This window comes from Guptibacillus hwajinpoensis (genome assembly GCF_020524165.1).
GTDB lineage: Bacteria > Bacillota > Bacilli > Bacillales > Guptibacillaceae > Guptibacillus > Guptibacillus hwajinpoensis_D.
Genome location: NZ_JAIVKU010000008.1, coordinates 42,755 through 58,055, shown reverse-complemented (window position 1 = coordinate 58,055; position 15,301 = coordinate 42,755). Strand labels below are relative to the sequence as shown.

The following is a 15,301-nucleotide window of genomic DNA, read 5'->3' as shown; positions in this document are numbered from 1 at the left end:
TGATTTTTCATTGGGCTATGCTAAACTAATAAGAAATAGACATTCTTCTTACAAAAAGTGGCCAATTTATCATAACGTACAAGAAAGGTGGTCGACCTATGTTCGTACGAAATGAAGATTTTCGTTCATTTATTCGTTATTATCCTATCATCTCCATACTTATTGGTATACATATCCTCCTCTTTGTTCTCGTAAACCTGTTTGGAATGTTCTCGATATTAAGGCTCGGAGTAGGTTACAATAGAGCAATTGAACTCGGGGAATACTGGAGACTCGTTACGCCAATCTTCCTTCATGGTGGGTTTGCCCACGTCCTCTTCAATTCCTTTTCACTATATCTTTTTGGACCAGCTCTTGAGCAAATGCTTGGAAAAGGGAAGTTCTTAATCGGATATTTTGGAGCAGGTATTATTGCAAATATCGCCACTTTCTATTTGCAAGATAGTAGCTTTAGTCATGTTGGCGCTTCAGGAGCAATCTTTGGACTGTTTGGTATCTATTTCTACATGGCTTTCTATCGCAAAGAATTAATTGACCAGGCAAATTCTCAACTCATCCTAATGATTCTTGGAATTGGTCTTGTCATGACATTCATTAGTCCAAATATTAATATTCTTGGTCACCTCTTTGGCTTTATTGGAGGGGCTGCGCTTGCACCGATTCTTCTAATTGGGGCAAAACCCTTTATTAACCGCGGAATCATTCGCGTAAGACGCACAGCGGAAAGTGGAGAAATTCGCTTTAAACCGAATCGGTGGCAGCGAAGAAAAATGCGGCCTGGTTCCTCTGGCGGGGGGAAAATTATCTGGGGCATTTTTATCGGTCTTGTTATCCTTGGGTTTATTGCACGATACTTATAGTTTACGATTATAAAAGACCAGTGATGATCACTTCATCACTGGTCTTTTAGGCCTCATTTAAATAATAACGAATCGCGTTTTTCAAATTTCCCGTGATATCAAAATTTTGATTTATTACAAAATCATGATTGGCCAGATGCCTGGCATGAGTGGGTTTGATGCCGCATAAAATTGGCGATACGCCGACAACCTTAAGCATACTACAAAACGAGATCAGAGCGAGCACACCACTCGCTTTCACATCACCAATCCCACTAAAATCTAGAATCACTCGCTCATAATCGCCATCTTGAAGCGTTTGTAACAAGTGATGTTCGTTAACATGAAAGAGGTTTTCCTCAAGCTCCCCAAACAAGGGGATAATACCAAGGGATGCAGATATGGGGAGAAAAGGGCTGGAAAGTTTTTTCACTTTCACTAAAACTGCTTCAAGCTCTTCTTTTTTATCCATGAGATCAAAATTCGTATCAGCAAGTCTTTCCTGCTGTCTTTGAAGTGCCTTTGACAATTTTTCCAATCGCTCATCTTGCCTTACACATACCAGCTGTCCTCCACCATTCGCTGACCACTTTGCATAAACGTGAAACAAGGAGTAAGGAGACTGGGCAGTACCCATGACCAATTCAACTTCCGATTCTTTTAACAGGGGATTCAACATTTTGGCAGCTTTTTTACGACTATCAATATCGACCAGCTCTAAAAAAGAAGATCTTGGAGAAAAAGCTTCAGTGGCGAGCTTTGATTGTGAAAGAATATTAAGCTCTTCATCAACTAAAAAAGCAGGGAGTGGATGGTCATTTATATCGAACATTATTCATACTCCCTTTCCGCTCTTCCAGCCATTCCCGAACACGATGTAAATCAGGAACCAACGTTGTCTGTTGAGAACAATACTTAGATAAGTTGTATTGTGAGGTAAGCCTCCCTCCAACTAAGACTTCTGGGGGATTTCCCAATGCTTCAAGCTCAGTGACATAACGATTTAGACGCTCAGCATGATACAAGATTGAAACCGAAATACCAACTACTGAAGCCCCCCATTTCTCCGTTTTCTCCACTGCATATTCTAGAGGCAAATTTGCACCGAACAACTTCGTTTGCCAACCATACTCTTGAAACAGCAACGATATCATTTTTAAGCCTAGATAATGCTGTTCTTGCTCAATGCAAAGAAAAAGAGCTTTCGGACCGTTTTCATTCTTATTCGTTATCTTCCTAAAATGAGCATAGCGTGAAAGAACATAGTCACATGTTGTCGTAGCTAAATGCTCATCCGCAACTGATATTTCATTTTCTTCCCATAGCTTACCAATTCGTTGCATGGCTTTCGTGAGAACTTCAAAGGTTAAATGACTGTTTGTCATTAATTCAGCCTGCTCTTTGATTCTTTCCCATGCTTGATCTTGATCCCCTTCAAGAAAGTCATCTGTTAACTTGTTGATATCTATCGTCACATGCTCACCTCTTTGTGTACGAAGAACTCTCGACTGTAAGTTCTTCAAGCTCTGCAATTCCTTTTTTCAACGTGCTGAGATAATCATCTTTTTCCTCAAATGATTCCACTGCATATATTTCATCCTCAAGGCGCTTAAAATTATCAATTAAGTGCTCGGTTTTCATCCCTCTTGCAGTTAAAATATTGTTCAACCATAAAACATAATCAACAAAAAAATCATCCGAATCCAGGTTGCGTGCCGAATTCAGGTGCTTGATATGATGATAATTATCTTCGCGACATTTCACACGACCCTGTTCCCCGAATCTCTCCAGTAGCTCTGGCATATCGTGGTAAATCCCCTGTACTACTCGGTCAATAATCAAGTCGATTTGATTCATCATTCAGCCACAACCTTAAAGCGCGATACTTTCGGTTTTATTGCTGCTAGTTCCTGATCTGGATATTTCTTTTCAAGGTCATGTATCTCTTTATAAGAAGGACTTTTTATCCAAGTCAAAAACGCTTCTTTTGTTTCCCATTTCATCTGAACCGTTAGTTCTGAAGGTTTGCTTTCATTTTGGAGAAGCCGGAAAGATTCAAACCCTTCAAATTCATCCACTTGTCTAGAACGAGACTGATAAATGCCAATCACTTCATCTACTTTTTCTTCTGGCACATTAATGACAGAATTCACAATGTACATATATACCCTCCTTACCGAAATGTTATACCTGATTTTTATTTTTTTTAGGACGGAAAGAATACCAATTTAAAAGTTCTTCTCCGTTTAATTGTTCAATATCTTTCACCCTAAATTGCTTTCCAGCAAGGCTTGATAAGATTGATACTTTAAAGGTCGTTAATTGTTTAGGTTCTTGAAGTAACGTTGTCTCCATCTCCATCGATTGAATATTTTTTCTAGCTACGTATACACGCGTTCTTGATATTTGTCTAAATTGGAGAAGGGCGACGTCTTTTTTGACCCCAAATCCTGCATCACGATAATGAATATAACCAATAACACAGCAGAGTGGCAACAACAAGAGTGAGTAAGCACCGTAAGGAACAACATAGGTTAATACTCCTACTGGTAATATAACCGGCAGAAGGAAGCGAATGACATATCGTCTTTTTGCTCGTAATGGCAGGGATGAACGCTCTTCATGTATCGCCATCTCCGGTAGGATTTCCCCCAATAATGTTTTCACTCTTTTTCGTTTAACGAGTGGAAATAAAATGGTTGAAAATTGTTCCTCTTTTCCTCCTCCCCCGCCACTTTCTACGTAGAGCGCTGAATATCCAAAAGGTTGGCGAAGAATGCCTTCCACAATTCGAATCGCCTGGATGCGATGAACAGGAATGGTTAATTGACGCTTTTCAAGAATCCCTCTATTAATAATCAAATCATTTTCATGACGACTAAGAACAAAACCACCATATTTTAAAACCGTTCCAACGACTGAGAAAAACCATGATATCAGGAGAAGAAAGGCCACTGCAAGTAACAGTAATGGAACCGTAGCATCCAATACTCGCTCTGTAACACTTTCATAAAAACGATTTGGAATGAAATCATCTACTTGGGAAGCAATTGCAGCTACGAAAGAAAGAACAACCCCTATACCTCCAGAAGTTGATGCAGTAATTAGTAGTTCACGCCAAGAAAGCTTATAAAGCAGCGGCTGCTCTTGCTCTACTTCTTCCATCTCATCTTCCGTCACGGCTTTTCTTTTTTGATAGAGTTCACTTCTTAATATTTCAGCGTCAGCTCGTCTTAACGCCGACATCACCACTTCCGGTTCTCCACCACCCCCGGCGGTCTCAATTTGAACCTTTACGAGTCCAAATGCACGTTGGATTAATCCTTGAGAAAAATCAATTGATTGAATTCTCTCTCGAGGAATAAATCGCTTTTTACGAAAAACAAACCCCTGATGGATGCGTAGCTCATTGTTTTCAATGTGATAATTATAAAAAAACCATCCTAGTACACCATTACCTAGTGTGAATAGAAGTAGTGATCCAATAATCAGAAAATGCCACCAAGAATACCCATTTCCTCCACCAACGAAAACGAAAAAAACCAATGGAAGAGCCGCTTCTCTAGCTGCCTTTATAACTGATAACAGCATGGCTACCGGATGCAATCGCTTCTTCTCAGACATCTTCTTCTGCCACCCTTGCAAGAATCGAAATACGATTTCTTAACTCATCTGCCACGTCGTTTGAAAGAGCGGGAATTTCATGGGTCGTTGCGGCTGTTGAAATCGTGACCGATGAAAGCTGATACGCCCTTAAAAGTGGTCCTTGTCTCGTGTCTACATGTTGCACTCGAACCATAGGGATTAACGTTCGTTTCACTATGATGACGCCATATTTAAGTTCAATTTCGTGTTCAGTAACTTCGTATCTCCACCTTTTCCACCGAAGCTTTGGTAGCAACCATGTCTGGAGAAGGGCAAATAGAAGAGCAAGTATACAACCTACCGCTAGTAGCCATATAGGGAGAGGTCGTAAAATGAAATGAACGACGAAAAAACCACCGAGGAGAAGAATGGCAATGAATGATATAATTCCGCCTGTTATTTGCCATACTTTTAACCCTTTTGGGTCGATTTGTTTTGAAGGTTCCAGTCGCATTCGTTTCCTCACTTTCCATTGAATGATCTTTCCTAATGATTAAAATAATTATATCATTCTTAAGTTATGCCTTCTATTCCCCCGCTCGATCTGAGAGAAAATAAACAAATGGCGGAACACTAATAAAAAAACTCGAGCCCATTTAGGCTCAAGCTTCATTCTTCTTATTAAAATCGATTTGATACATATGGTCGCTCAGACTCTCTCATGCTAATGATTTCTTTTAGTTGATGGTCCCAGATTGCTAAGATTTTCGTATCTGCATTATAAAACGTTAAATGTTGCTCTGAACACTGAACGAGCTCAGAACTTGGGATTGGGAATTTCTCTTGGCTTCCTGTTTTGGAACAGATGTAAACCAGCTGATCGCTTTTCCCTGTTCTTCTGTTAATGCCATGGACAATTAAATGACCGTTCCAGGAGTGAATCGTTCGCGGTGAAAAATCAAGCTTAAAGGTATGTTTAACCTGGTACGTATCATCAAGAAGAAGCACTTGATCCTGGTAAGAAGCAGAAATCGATAGAGCTGCAACATAAATGCCTTCTTCAGCAACCATCATGTTTACTGGTGAATAACCCGTTTCTAAGGGAATTACCTTCTTACCAGAATCACTAAACGTTGTTAAAAGGGCTTCATCCCCTTCAACATGATAGGAGGATACAAGAAGTTGGTTCCCTCTTCGCTTCAAATCACAAAAGATTCCATTCACATGCCATTGATGCGTCATGCGTGGATCTTGCTTTGAAAATTCATAAATCCACCCGTTCCATTCTTCGCCCTCACAAGCGATACAAATGGTTTCAGGGTATTCATAAAAACTTGGTTTGCCATTTACTTGGAACGTTCTCAATTGAGCAAGGCTGTGAACAAAGACATAAACCTCGACATGGTTAGGCGAAAGTTGCTTAGTAAACCAATAATTTTGATTGGAGTCCCTCACAACATTAGAAAAGCCTTCTTCACTTGCAATTGGTAGTTTGGGTACATTGACCCGCTCAGATGTTTGGGTAGTGCGCTTATGCCCATCAGATTTAAGTGCTTTGTTCCCTTGCTCAAACGGCATTCTAAACTCTCCCTTCATAATCAGCTGCCTTCTTCCATTGAGGCAAGTAGGAAAAAGGATAGATGTTTACAACCGATCCTTGCTGTTATTACTAGTTTAACAAACAATTCGTCAAGGGGGTATTGGGAAATAACAATAACTTTCGTAGGATTATTAGGCTGATTTGTTTCCTACTTTCCCAAGTATTGAACCTCCTTATAGGACTTTACTCCTCATCTTATCCATTAAATTATGTTCGCTTGCTGATCACTCTCGTTTCTGTGTTCCTTCAGAAGTATGAGTTTAACCTTGACAGTCACCTTTCCCTGCATAACAATGAGTACGAATCCACTAATACTAGGAAGGATGAGATCGTCTTGGCACGTAACCACGATGAGTATATTCAACACCTATTCGGAAATGAAGACGAAGCACTGCACTCAGTCAATGAAAGTATTCGTAGGAATGGTATGCCTGCTATCTCAGTTAAACCAGAAGTTGGACGCTTTCTTTCTTTACTTGTCAGCATTGCTAAGCCTCGTAACATAATGGAAATTGGAGCCCTTGGCGGCTATAGTGGGATGATGCTTGCTAGCGCACTCGATAAAGAGGGCTCATTAACGTCACTCGAATTAGAAGAATCGTATGCAAATGTGGCGAAAGATAACTTGAATCGAGCAGGTCTTGGCGACAAAGTAAAATATGTCATTGGTCCCGCCCTCCAAAACATGGATTCTTTACATAGTGCTGGACAGCAGTATGACTTTTTCTTTATTGATGCTGATAAAGTAAATTATCCCAATTACTTTCAAGCTGCATTAAAATTAGCCACACCAGGAGCGGTTATCGTAGCAGATAACACACTCCAGGGTGACAAGGTTATGGATGAAAATGACACTAGTGAAAGTGTAGAAGCGATACGCACATTTAACAAACAAATCGCGTCCGATGAAAGAGTAGAAGGAATGCTGCTTCCCCTTTGTGATGGACTAACGGTTTGTAGAGTGAAACCTTAGCTTACAAAAAGAAAGGAAGCAGAGCGATGCTCTGCCTCCTTTTTTAAAACGCAACAATTGTTCTTCCACGAACTTTTCCGTTTAAAATGTTTCGTAATACATCAGGTAGTTCGTCAAGCGTAATTTCGTTTTGTATTGCCTCAAGATGCTCAGACGGCTTGTATTCATCAGCGGCTTTTTTCCAAATTTCTTTTCTCTTTTCCATCGGACAGTAAACCGAATCAATTCCAAGTAAATTAACCCCTCTTAATATAAATGGAAACACGGTCGTTGGAACCTTAGGACCACCTGTCAGACCACTAACAGCCACAGCACCGCCGTACATCGTATTACTTAGAACTGCCGCCAGCGTATCTCCTCCCACTGGATCAACGACGCCTGCCCATTTCTGCTTCCCAATTGGTTTAAACCCTTCTGGTGCGACTTCTTCTCTGCTAACAATCGTTGTTGCACCTAACTCTTTTAAATAGTTATGCTCAGATTCTTTCCCTGTGCTTGCGGCTACTTCATAACCTTTTTTCGCAAGAATAGCAACGGCCATACTTCCTACTCCACCAGTAGCACCCGTTACAAGAACCGTTCCTTTTTCAGGAGTAACTCCTGCTTGTTCGAGCTGATAAACAGAAAGCGCTGCAGTGAACCCTGCTGTACCGTATACCATTGCTTCTTTAAGAGACAACCCGTCAGGTAGTGGGACAATCCAGTCAGATTTCACTCTAGCATATTCACTAAAGCCGCCGTAATGAGAGACGCCTAGCTCATAGCTTGTCACAATGACACGATCGCCTTCCTGCCAATCTGGATGATCCGATTCAGCTACAACGCCTGCTAGGTCAATCCCTGGAACATGAGGATAGTTTTTTACGATATTTCCTTTTGGATGTACTGCTAATCCATCTTTATAATTTACGCTCGAATAATGAACTTTGATCATCACGTCACCTTCAGGAAGGTCTTCCTTCTTTAGTTCTTTAATAGCTATTTTTGTATCTTCTTCAACTTTGTCAACGACTAACGCTTTAAATTGGTCCATTTTCAACTTCCTCCTTTAGCTTTCTTTCGGAACAAGCTTAACAGAAATTATTCTGACCGGTCAATTAATCTGAATTCTTTAATCGTGCATCTAATTTATGTATAATAAGCTCAGTAAGGAGAGGAATACAATGAATCGTAAAGCAGAGTTGAAGCGGCAACAAATTATTAAAGCAGCTTATCAGGCCGTTTCTGACAAAGGTTACGAAGCTGTAACACTACAAGATATTGCGAATTATGCAAATGTGAGTAAAGGCGTGCCGAACTATTATTTCCAAAATAAAGAGGACGTTCTTGCGCATCTTCTCGCTCAAATTACAGAGCGAATTTATAAGAAAGAAAAAGAAGCGGTTGAAAAAGAAACTTCTGCACAGGAGATGCTTCAAGCTTATATCAATACCGTCTTTGTTAGCCCTGAGGAAAATGAAAAGTTCTACCGTGTTTATTTGGATTTTCTTGCACAGGCTACAAAGAACAACCGCTATCGAGAGATTAACGCACGTTTTTACCAAAATTGTGCTTCAATTTCTAAGGAGATTTTAACCCAGGCTAAGAAGGAAAATGTCTTTGTCGTCAACGATTTTGAAACGGCTGGCCGAGCCATTCGTACGATGATTGATGGGTACATGATTCAGTGGATGATGACAGGTGACCATGCCCAACATCGTTCCTATAAACAGGCATGTTATCAAGCCATCACCACCTATTTATCCTAATGCGGCTCATTATTTGAGAGCCGCATTTTTTCAATCCATTCGACCTCTTCTCCATTCGGGCCAATAGCATAAGCGACCTGTGTTCCGTGTAGCGTGTAGCGCTCTACTTTAGTAAACACCGTTCTGTATTCTCGTAAAAACCGCTCAAGATTATCTATTTCAAAAGCAAGGTGACCAGATAGTCTGACCGGAAGACTTCGTGTTGTTACCTCTTCAATCAGTTCTACCATCATCCCATTTTTCTTTAGAAATGCTGTCCTCTCCTCATGCGAACAATACGTCTCTATCTTAGTAAAACCTAATTTCTCATAGAAAGAAACCGACGCTTGGAGATCAAGCACGTTAATCGCAGCGTGATGAAACCTCATTTACTCACTCCTACTATTAGATTAACATCACCAAATTCATGCCAAAGATACTTCTCTTGTATAGCGATCTCATAGGCTTTATCCAACTTTTCCTTCGATACAAAAGCAGAAAGCATATCTAAATGACTGGCTTCTGGTTCATGAAAACCTGTGAGGAGTCCATGAACAGCCTGAAGTTTCGTTTGGGAATGGATGTATAGGTTTGTCGATCCTTTACCTGATTTCACTTCAGTATCAAATGCAGACTCAAGAGCACGAACAACGGTTGTTCCCACTGCGATAACTCTTCGTCCCTCTTTTAATGCTTTATTTACAGTGTGTGCCGTTTTTTTAGGTATCGTATATTCTTCCCAATTTTCACATGGATTCGGAGACCAATTCTCCTGAAGCAAGTCACTTATTCCTGTATGAAGCGTAAGGTAGGCAAGGTGCACACCCAATGCTTCTAATTCGAATAGCATTTTCCATGTAAAAGCTCGACCAGCAGAAGTCATTTCTACAGAACCAGGAGCCGAACTATAAACCGTTTGATACGTTTCAAGTGGCCATGGCTCATGAATATATTCATAGCGAATGGGCTCTCCAATTTGATAAATATCATTTAGTAGTTCCGTTCCTCCTTTTGAAAAAGATAAATGATCATAAGCTCCCGCATTCTTCTCAATCATGGCGCTTAATGATTTCGAAAACCAAATCGTTTTGCCACTTTCTGCTACGCCTTCAGCTACAATTACAGCCCACTTCTTATCGCTCAACCGTCTTGCAAGCCGAACAGCAATTTTCTCCCCTTTTTCCGTAACCCCCTTTAATTCCGCAGGCAACGTACGACTATCATTAAAGACGAGAACATCTCCTTCATGCAAGAAGGAGCCTAGCTCAAGAAATTGCTTATGCCTTACTTCTTCTTCCTCTATAACCATCATACGAACATCCTCTCTCCGTCCAGATCGATGTTCGGGGGGATCATTCGCGTGAAGCACATCAGGTAAGCAAAAACGGATTCCCATCAATTTCAATCACCATCCCTTAAGCGTTGAGCTTCCACTCTTACACCTGTATCACTAGACTCAGCTAAATGAAGAAAGACACTTGTGACATCCTCTGGTCGTGCCAGTAAATAATCACAATCCGGTACTGCTTTCTCATGCATCGCTGTGTCCATCTCACCTGGGTCGACCATATTTACTCGAACGCCTAACCCGCTTAGCTCATCAGCCCATGTCTCTGTCATACCTTCAAGTGCAAATTTAGAAATACCATAGGCGCCCCATCCTGCATAGCCTGTTCCTCCAGCTTCCGAAGTAACATTAATGATGGATCCTTCCTTTCTTCGGATCATGCCAGGTAGTACGCGTTTCGTTAAAAGAAACGGCCCTTCAGCATTGACCCTCATCACTTCTCTAAATTCAATTGGCGAATAATCCAGTAAAGACGGAATTGGAGAAGGACCCAAGTAAGAAGCGTTATTGATGAGAACATCAATATTTCCATAAGTGTGCTCTGTTACCGCCACCAACCGTTCAACTTCTTCTGCCTTTGATGCGTCCGCAACGACAGCTATTACTTCTGCACCATTTTCAATAAGTGCATCTCTCACCTGCAAGAGCTCCTTTTCTCCTCTTGCACAAATTGAAAGGCGGTAGCCTGCATCAGCAAAAGAAAATGCCAGTGCTTTACCAAGTCCTTTAGACGCCCCTGTAATCATAACCGTTTTGTTCATTATTCTTTCCTCCCCTTCTTTTTTCCTATTTCTAGTTTATCGAGAAAATTAGAATCAGGCTTCGGGGATTCGTTGTAGAAATGGCTACTGATTAAGTCCTGTATTCCTGTGTTATTTCTACACCTTTTGACTGAGTGACGGAATAAGAAGCATCTATGTGAAAAGAATAACCCTATCAAAGTTCGGATAAAACCTGATAGAACGGACACGCTAATTTCATGTAAGGAGGAGATTTGATGGCCAAGGAAAAAAAACGTGGTATGAAGAAAGAGCTTTCTCAGGCAGTAGAGCATACCAATGAAACAAAACCTTCAACGAAACAAAGAAGCAAAAAAATCACAGAGTAAAACCGGGCATGCTTTGCCCGGTTTTACTTTATTCTAAATGTAGAACCGTCAATGAGCTCGATATCGTCCCGTTTCTTAATGTTATCCATTAATTGAAATAAAGCCGCATCCTTTTGCTTTGCTTCAATCATACAATCAATTTGCTCAGTACTTCCTTTTACGCTATTTAGGAAAGAGAAAAACCAATCAACATCTACATAATCAGCATGACTTCGAAATTCTTGCTCACTTTTCGGTGATGAAATGTGCATCTTCACCGGGAGCGAAGAGTTTCGCCACGTGTCTACCACTCTCCCCCAGTGCTCTTCCCACTCTTTCGTTTCATGACAAGCCATATGGTGATGATAGTCAAAAACCATCGGAACATTTAATTTTTCGCACAAATAAAGGGTGTCCAAAAGAGTAAATGTTGTATCATCATTCTCTAAAATAATGGTTTCTTGTATCTTCTGTGGGGTATACATCCAATTATGGATAAAGCGTTCAAGCGAAAGCTCTTTGTCATCATAACCACCGCCCACATGAAGAACACACCGATGGGTTGAATCGATCCCCATACTTTCAAGAAGCCTAACGTGCAAAGCGAGCATTTGAACGGAAGCCTGTAAGATTTCTTTTTTTGGAGAATTTAATAATACAAAGTGATCAGGGTGAAAATCGATTCTCATTTTTTCTTTTTTTGCAAAATTGCCTAATTCCTTTAATTCATTCTTTAGCGGTGTTAAATAATCCCATCCTTCAAGTGCCTCATGGTTGGCAAGAGGAATCAAGCGTGAACTTAGTCGAAAGAAATGAATGTCATTCCCTTTGTTATGCTTTAAAAGTCTGAGGCAATTTTCAAGATTTGATTTAGCGATCCGTTCAAGCTTACGAATCGCGGCTTCTTTGTTTTTGATTTTCTGAAATTGAGCGTAAGTCATCGTCTGAGACGGAGAGCTATTTATAAGCTCGGTACTCATGGCAACATAGCCCAGTTGAATGATTGTCATTTCCTTCTCACCTCTCAAAAATCTTTTTATTAGGCTGTCCATTTCACTCTTCATCCATGAGAAATATCTTCCGGTCGATTAGGCGTGAAAGCGTGGTACAATAGACGTAATACCTGGATGCGGGTAATAACGAAAAAGGGGTAATTGTATGGCAACTCGAATCATTACTGACAGCAGTGTTGACTTCCCTGAAGAACTGCTAACTGAATTGAACGTGTCGGTCGTTCCACTTAACCTTCTCTTTGGTGATGAAGAATACAAAGCTGGAGTAGACCTTGATACACCTACGTTCTATCAGAAACTTAAAAAATCAAAAGAACTTCCCAAGTCTTCTGCCCCATCACCCCAGGACTTTCTTACAAAATTTCAAGAAGCAAGTCCGGAAGACGATATTCTTGTTATAGCGCTTTCTGGAGCACTGAGTAGCACGTATGATAACGCTGTTCTGGCGAAAAGAATGTTTCATGAGGAACATCCTAATCGAAAGATAGAAGTGATCAACTCTAAAACAGCCTCATCCGGTCTTGGGATTATTGTTTATCATGCTGCGGAGATGGCGCGCGATGGGGAGAGCTTTGATTCTATTGTCGAACAAGCATATGAATATACAGAAGATACGCTTACGATGTTTTTACTAGACACCCTTGAGAACGTTATCAAGGGGGGACGCCTTGATCGAGTAAGAGGAACAATTGCTTCTGCCTTAAATATCAAGCTGCTTATGAAAGCAAGTGATGACGATGGATCGCTTGAAGTACTTGATAAAATTCGTGGTAATAAACGAGCCGTTCGACAATTCATTCAGAAAATCGGAGACTATGGTCATAACCTAGAAGACAAAGTAATTGCGGTTGCTCATAGTAACTGCGAAGACAAAGCCAAGGCATTGATTGAGCAAATTCAAGAACGCTATCCGTTTAAACAAGTGATTCTCTCAACTATGGGCCCACTTATTGGAACATACGCGGGAGAAGGCGGACTCCTGGTCGCCTTCAAGAAACACTAAAAAGCCTGTCTAGAAAGAGCGCCGAGGCGCTCTTTTTTGATGTGTTATCATCGTTTCTCATAAAAAAAATAAATAAAAAAGCGCTTTCTTTACAGGAAATGAATGACCATTCATCGAAATGTGTTCAAAACGAAGAAGTGTGGTGAATGGTAAATGAAATGGGAAAAATTATTTGAACCTATTCAATTAAGAAGACTCACGTTGCCAAACAGAGTGATGATGGGATCCATGCACCTTGGCATGGAAGGAAGTAAAGAACAAGAGGAGGCTCTTATTTCCTTTTATACTGAACGTTCAGGAGAGGATGGCCCAGGCCTTATGGTTACTGGTGGAATTTCCGTTTCTCCCGAAGGTGATGGAGGGCACCACTTTTTAGGATTCTACCGGGAAGATGATCTTCGAGTAATGAGACGATTAACAGACAGTGTGCACGCGGCAAACGGACGCATTGCTGCGCAACTTTTTCACGCTGGTCGATATGCCTATTCACAAATGAACGGTGTTCCATCCGTCGCTCCCTCTCCTATAAAATCCCCTATACACAGAGAGGTTCCGGAAGAATTAACTGAAATAGATATCCTAAATTTGCTTGAATCCTATGCAGAAGCAGGAAGAAAAGCAAAAGCTGTTGGCTTTGACGCTGTAGAAATCATGGGTTCTGAAGGGTATTTAATTAACCAATTCCTCTCACCAAGAACGAATAAACGATCAGATAAATGGGGGGGCAATTTTGAGAATCGTACTCGTTTTGCAACCGAAGTCCTGAAATCTGTTCGAGCAGCGGTTGGCGACGATTATCCCATTATTTTTCGGATGTCCGGGCTCGATTTAGTTCCTGATTCGTCAACACCAGAGGAAACGATCCAACTGGCAAAGAAGTTAGAAGAGCATGAAGCGGATATTTTAAACATCGGAATTGGTTGGCATGAATCTACCGTTCCGACAATTTCAATGATGGTCCCGCGCGCTGGTTTCATTGAACCGGCTCTCAAAATCAAAGAAACCGTTACCATCCCCGTCATTGGTAGCAATCGCATTAATGATCCGCTTCTAGCAGAAGAGTTACTTTATAAGCTAGATATGGTTTCGATGGCAAGACCGTTTCTTGCTGACCCTTTTCTATTAGCAAAAGCGAAAGGGCAAGCGCTCGATCAAATTAATACGTGTATTGCCTGTAACCAGGCATGTCTTGATCATGCCTTTGAAGGAAAAGCCGTCTCCTGTCTTGTGAATCCTCGTGCTGGAAGAGAACATAAATGGACAATTAAAAAAGCAGATAAAACAAAAACAGTTGTTGTAATCGGTGGCGGTGTAGCTGGAATGGAAGCAGCCAGAGCTCATGCTGAACTGGGCCATACCGTTACGCTTTACGAAGCGAACGCAGCGATTGGCGGTCAGTTTAATCTGGCGAGAAAAATTCCAATAAAGAAAGAATTCGATGAGACCATCCGCTACTATACTACTGAACTAAACCGATTAGGCGTTCAAATTAACGTTAACCATAAACCGAATGCAGATGACCTGCTCGCCCACTCACCAGATCTAGTCGTACTTGCTACTGGAGTTGTTCCAAGACAGCCTGTTATTCCTGGGATCCATCATGCCATTTCGTATCCTGAAATTCTTTCTGGGACCCGAGAAGTTGGAAAGAAAGTCATTATTATTGGTGCAGGTGGAATTGGGTGTGATGTCTCGCACTTCCTGATCGAAAAAGGAATTCACGACATCCTTCTACTTAGGCGAAATGGAAAAATGGGCGAAGGACTTGGTAAGACGACAAAATGGGCGATGCTGCAAGATTTAAAGCAAAATGGCGTTACGTTCAGAACCAATCTTTCATACGAGGAAATCACAACAGAAGGAGTAACGATTACAAATAGCGAGACGGGTGAGCAGGAATTTCTTCAAGCTGACACCGTCATCCTTGCTGCTGGTCAGGAGTCGAATATTCCTGAGGAATATGAGGAACTATCAAAGAAAGGAATCGATATAGCCGTGATCGGAGGCGCTCGACTTGCTGGTGAGCTTGATGCCAAGCGAGCAATCTACGAAGGAGCGAAAATTGCTTTTGAACCCGAGACAATTTCTGTTAAGTAACTTCTTATCCGTCAAGGTAATGCCAGCCA

17 protein-coding genes are annotated in these 15,301 nt (G+C 41.1%); 5 read left to right on the top strand and 12 right to left on the bottom strand.

The annotated features are described in order from the left end of the window. Positions 1–98: 98 nt before the first annotated feature. Positions 99–860, top strand: coding sequence for a rhomboid family intramembrane serine protease (locus LC090_RS20645; RefSeq protein ID WP_226660029.1), 762 nt, complete (start codon positions 99–101; stop codon positions 858–860). A gap of 46 nt (positions 861–906) precedes the next feature. Here the strand turns inward: LC090_RS20645 and LC090_RS20640 are convergent, their stop codons facing one another. The 7 genes from LC090_RS20640 to LC090_RS20610 form a co-directional block, all read right to left on the bottom strand. After that, positions 907–1,671, bottom strand: a complete 765-nt coding sequence (locus tag LC090_RS20640) for an STAS domain-containing protein (protein ID WP_226660028.1) — start codon at positions 1,669–1,671, stop codon at positions 907–909. After that, positions 1,655–2,314: a cobalamin B12-binding domain-containing protein gene (locus LC090_RS20635; RefSeq protein WP_226660027.1), complete on the bottom strand. Its 660-nt coding sequence runs from the start codon at positions 2,312–2,314 to the stop codon at positions 1,655–1,657. The genes LC090_RS20640 and LC090_RS20635 overlap by 17 nt, the downstream gene beginning before the upstream one ends. Before the next feature lie 4 nt (positions 2,315–2,318). Further along, positions 2,319–2,699, bottom strand: coding sequence for a hypothetical protein (locus tag LC090_RS20630; RefSeq protein ID WP_226660026.1), 381 nt, complete (start codon positions 2,697–2,699; stop codon positions 2,319–2,321). Further along, on the bottom strand, positions 2,696–3,001 hold the full coding sequence (locus LC090_RS20625) for an antibiotic biosynthesis monooxygenase family protein (RefSeq protein ID WP_226660025.1): 306 nt from the start codon (positions 2,999–3,001) through the stop codon (positions 2,696–2,698). Before LC090_RS20625 ends, LC090_RS20630 begins: the two co-directional genes overlap by 4 nt. Before the next feature lie 22 nt (positions 3,002–3,023). Next, positions 3,024–4,463, bottom strand: a complete 1,440-nt coding sequence (locus tag LC090_RS20620) for a PH domain-containing protein (RefSeq protein ID WP_226660024.1) — start codon at positions 4,461–4,463, stop codon at positions 3,024–3,026. Beyond that, positions 4,456–4,938, bottom strand: a complete 483-nt coding sequence (locus LC090_RS20615) for a PH domain-containing protein (RefSeq protein WP_226660023.1) — start codon at positions 4,936–4,938, stop codon at positions 4,456–4,458. The genes LC090_RS20620 and LC090_RS20615 overlap by 8 nt, the downstream gene beginning before the upstream one ends. A 167-nt stretch (positions 4,939–5,105) precedes the next feature. Continuing rightward, positions 5,106–6,002, bottom strand: coding sequence for a hypothetical protein (locus LC090_RS20610; RefSeq protein ID WP_226660022.1), 897 nt, complete (start codon positions 6,000–6,002; stop codon positions 5,106–5,108). A 356-nt stretch (positions 6,003–6,358) separates the two neighbouring features. Here LC090_RS20610 and LC090_RS20605 point away from each other — a divergent pair, with 356 nt between their 5' ends. Then, the gene (locus tag LC090_RS20605) at positions 6,359–6,997 is read left to right on the top strand and encodes an O-methyltransferase (protein WP_226660021.1); all 639 of its coding nucleotides are present in this window, start codon (positions 6,359–6,361) and stop codon (positions 6,995–6,997) included. 43 nt (positions 6,998–7,040) lie between these two features. Here the strand turns inward: LC090_RS20605 and LC090_RS20600 are convergent, their stop codons facing one another. After that, positions 7,041–8,030 carry an NADPH:quinone oxidoreductase family protein gene (locus LC090_RS20600; protein ID WP_226660020.1) on the bottom strand — a complete coding sequence of 330 codons (990 nt, stop codon included), beginning with the start codon at positions 8,028–8,030 and terminating at the stop codon, positions 7,041–7,043. 130 nt (positions 8,031–8,160) lie between these two features. Here LC090_RS20600 and LC090_RS20595 point away from each other — a divergent pair, with 130 nt between their 5' ends. Beyond that, positions 8,161–8,745 (top strand): TetR/AcrR family transcriptional regulator, encoded by a 585-nt coding sequence (locus LC090_RS20595; protein WP_226660019.1) that lies wholly within the window; start codon positions 8,161–8,163, stop codon positions 8,743–8,745. On the opposite strand, the gene LC090_RS20590 is transcribed toward LC090_RS20595, so the two are convergent. The 4 genes from LC090_RS20590 to uvsE all read right to left on the bottom strand — a co-directional run bounded on the left by LC090_RS20590 (position 8,742) and on the right by uvsE (position 12,169). Further along, positions 8,742–9,113 carry a VOC family protein gene (locus LC090_RS20590; protein ID WP_226660018.1) on the bottom strand — a complete coding sequence of 124 codons (372 nt, stop codon included), beginning with the start codon at positions 9,111–9,113 and terminating at the stop codon, positions 8,742–8,744. The two genes, LC090_RS20595 and LC090_RS20590, sit on opposite strands and share 4 nt — an antisense overlap. After that, entirely contained in the window at positions 9,110–10,120 is a 1,011-nt protein-coding gene (locus LC090_RS20585) for an S-adenosylmethionine:tRNA ribosyltransferase-isomerase (RefSeq protein WP_226660017.1), read from the bottom strand. Before LC090_RS20585 ends, LC090_RS20590 begins: the two co-directional genes overlap by 4 nt. Positions 10,121–10,125: 5 nt before the next feature. After that, positions 10,126–10,833, bottom strand: coding sequence for an SDR family NAD(P)-dependent oxidoreductase (locus LC090_RS20580; RefSeq protein ID WP_226660016.1), 708 nt, complete (start codon positions 10,831–10,833; stop codon positions 10,126–10,128). 370 nt (positions 10,834–11,203) lie between these two features. Beyond that, a complete protein-coding gene (gene uvsE, locus LC090_RS20575) occupies positions 11,204–12,169 on the bottom strand; it encodes a UV DNA damage repair endonuclease UvsE (protein ID WP_226660015.1) in 966 nt (321 codons plus the stop codon). Positions 12,170–12,317: 148 nt separating this feature from the next. Here uvsE and LC090_RS20570 point away from each other — a divergent pair, with 148 nt between their 5' ends. Then, a complete protein-coding gene (locus tag LC090_RS20570; protein WP_226660014.1) occupies positions 12,318–13,175 on the top strand; it encodes a DegV family protein in 858 nt (285 codons plus the stop codon). Between the two features lie 153 nt (positions 13,176–13,328). Further along, positions 13,329–15,272, top strand: coding sequence for an NADPH-dependent 2,4-dienoyl-CoA reductase (locus LC090_RS20565; protein ID WP_226660013.1), 1,944 nt, complete (start codon positions 13,329–13,331; stop codon positions 15,270–15,272). Positions 15,273–15,301: the final 29 nt, after the last annotated feature.

Excerpts from the sequence above, each read along its gene's own strand:
- LC090_RS20585 (WP_226660017.1), bottom strand. The coding sequence starts at position 10,120 with ATGGGAATCCGTTTTTGCTTACCTGATGTGCTTCACGCGAATGATCCC.
- LC090_RS20595 (WP_226660019.1), top strand. The coding sequence starts at position 8,161 with ATGAATCGTAAAGCAGAGTTGAAGCGGCAACAAATTATTAAAGCAGCT.
- LC090_RS20615 (WP_226660023.1), bottom strand. The coding sequence starts at position 4,938 with ATGCGACTGGAACCTTCAAAACAAATCGACCCAAAAGGGTTAAAAGTA.
- LC090_RS20565 (WP_226660013.1), top strand. The coding sequence starts at position 13,329 with ATGAAATGGGAAAAATTATTTGAACCTATTCAATTAAGAAGACTCACG.
- LC090_RS20620 (WP_226660024.1), bottom strand. The coding sequence starts at position 4,463 with ATGTCTGAGAAGAAGCGATTGCATCCGGTAGCCATGCTGTTATCAGTT.
- LC090_RS20645 (WP_226660029.1), top strand. The coding sequence starts at position 99 with ATGTTCGTACGAAATGAAGATTTTCGTTCATTTATTCGTTATTATCCT.
- LC090_RS20590 (WP_226660018.1), bottom strand. The coding sequence starts at position 9,113 with ATGAGGTTTCATCACGCTGCGATTAACGTGCTTGATCTCCAAGCGTCG.
- uvsE (WP_226660015.1), bottom strand. The coding sequence starts at position 12,169 with ATGACAATCATTCAACTGGGCTATGTTGCCATGAGTACCGAGCTTATA.
- LC090_RS20580 (WP_226660016.1), bottom strand. The coding sequence starts at position 10,833 with ATGAACAAAACGGTTATGATTACAGGGGCGTCTAAAGGACTTGGTAAA.
- LC090_RS20570 (WP_226660014.1), top strand. The coding sequence starts at position 12,318 with ATGGCAACTCGAATCATTACTGACAGCAGTGTTGACTTCCCTGAAGAA.
- LC090_RS20625 (WP_226660025.1), bottom strand. The coding sequence starts at position 3,001 with ATGTACATTGTGAATTCTGTCATTAATGTGCCAGAAGAAAAAGTAGAT.
- LC090_RS20630 (WP_226660026.1), bottom strand. The coding sequence starts at position 2,699 with ATGATGAATCAAATCGACTTGATTATTGACCGAGTAGTACAGGGGATT.
- LC090_RS20610 (WP_226660022.1), bottom strand. The coding sequence starts at position 6,002 with ATGCCGTTTGAGCAAGGGAACAAAGCACTTAAATCTGATGGGCATAAG.
- LC090_RS20640 (WP_226660028.1), bottom strand. The coding sequence starts at position 1,671 with ATGTTCGATATAAATGACCATCCACTCCCTGCTTTTTTAGTTGATGAA.
- LC090_RS20600 (WP_226660020.1), bottom strand. The coding sequence starts at position 8,030 with ATGGACCAATTTAAAGCGTTAGTCGTTGACAAAGTTGAAGAAGATACA.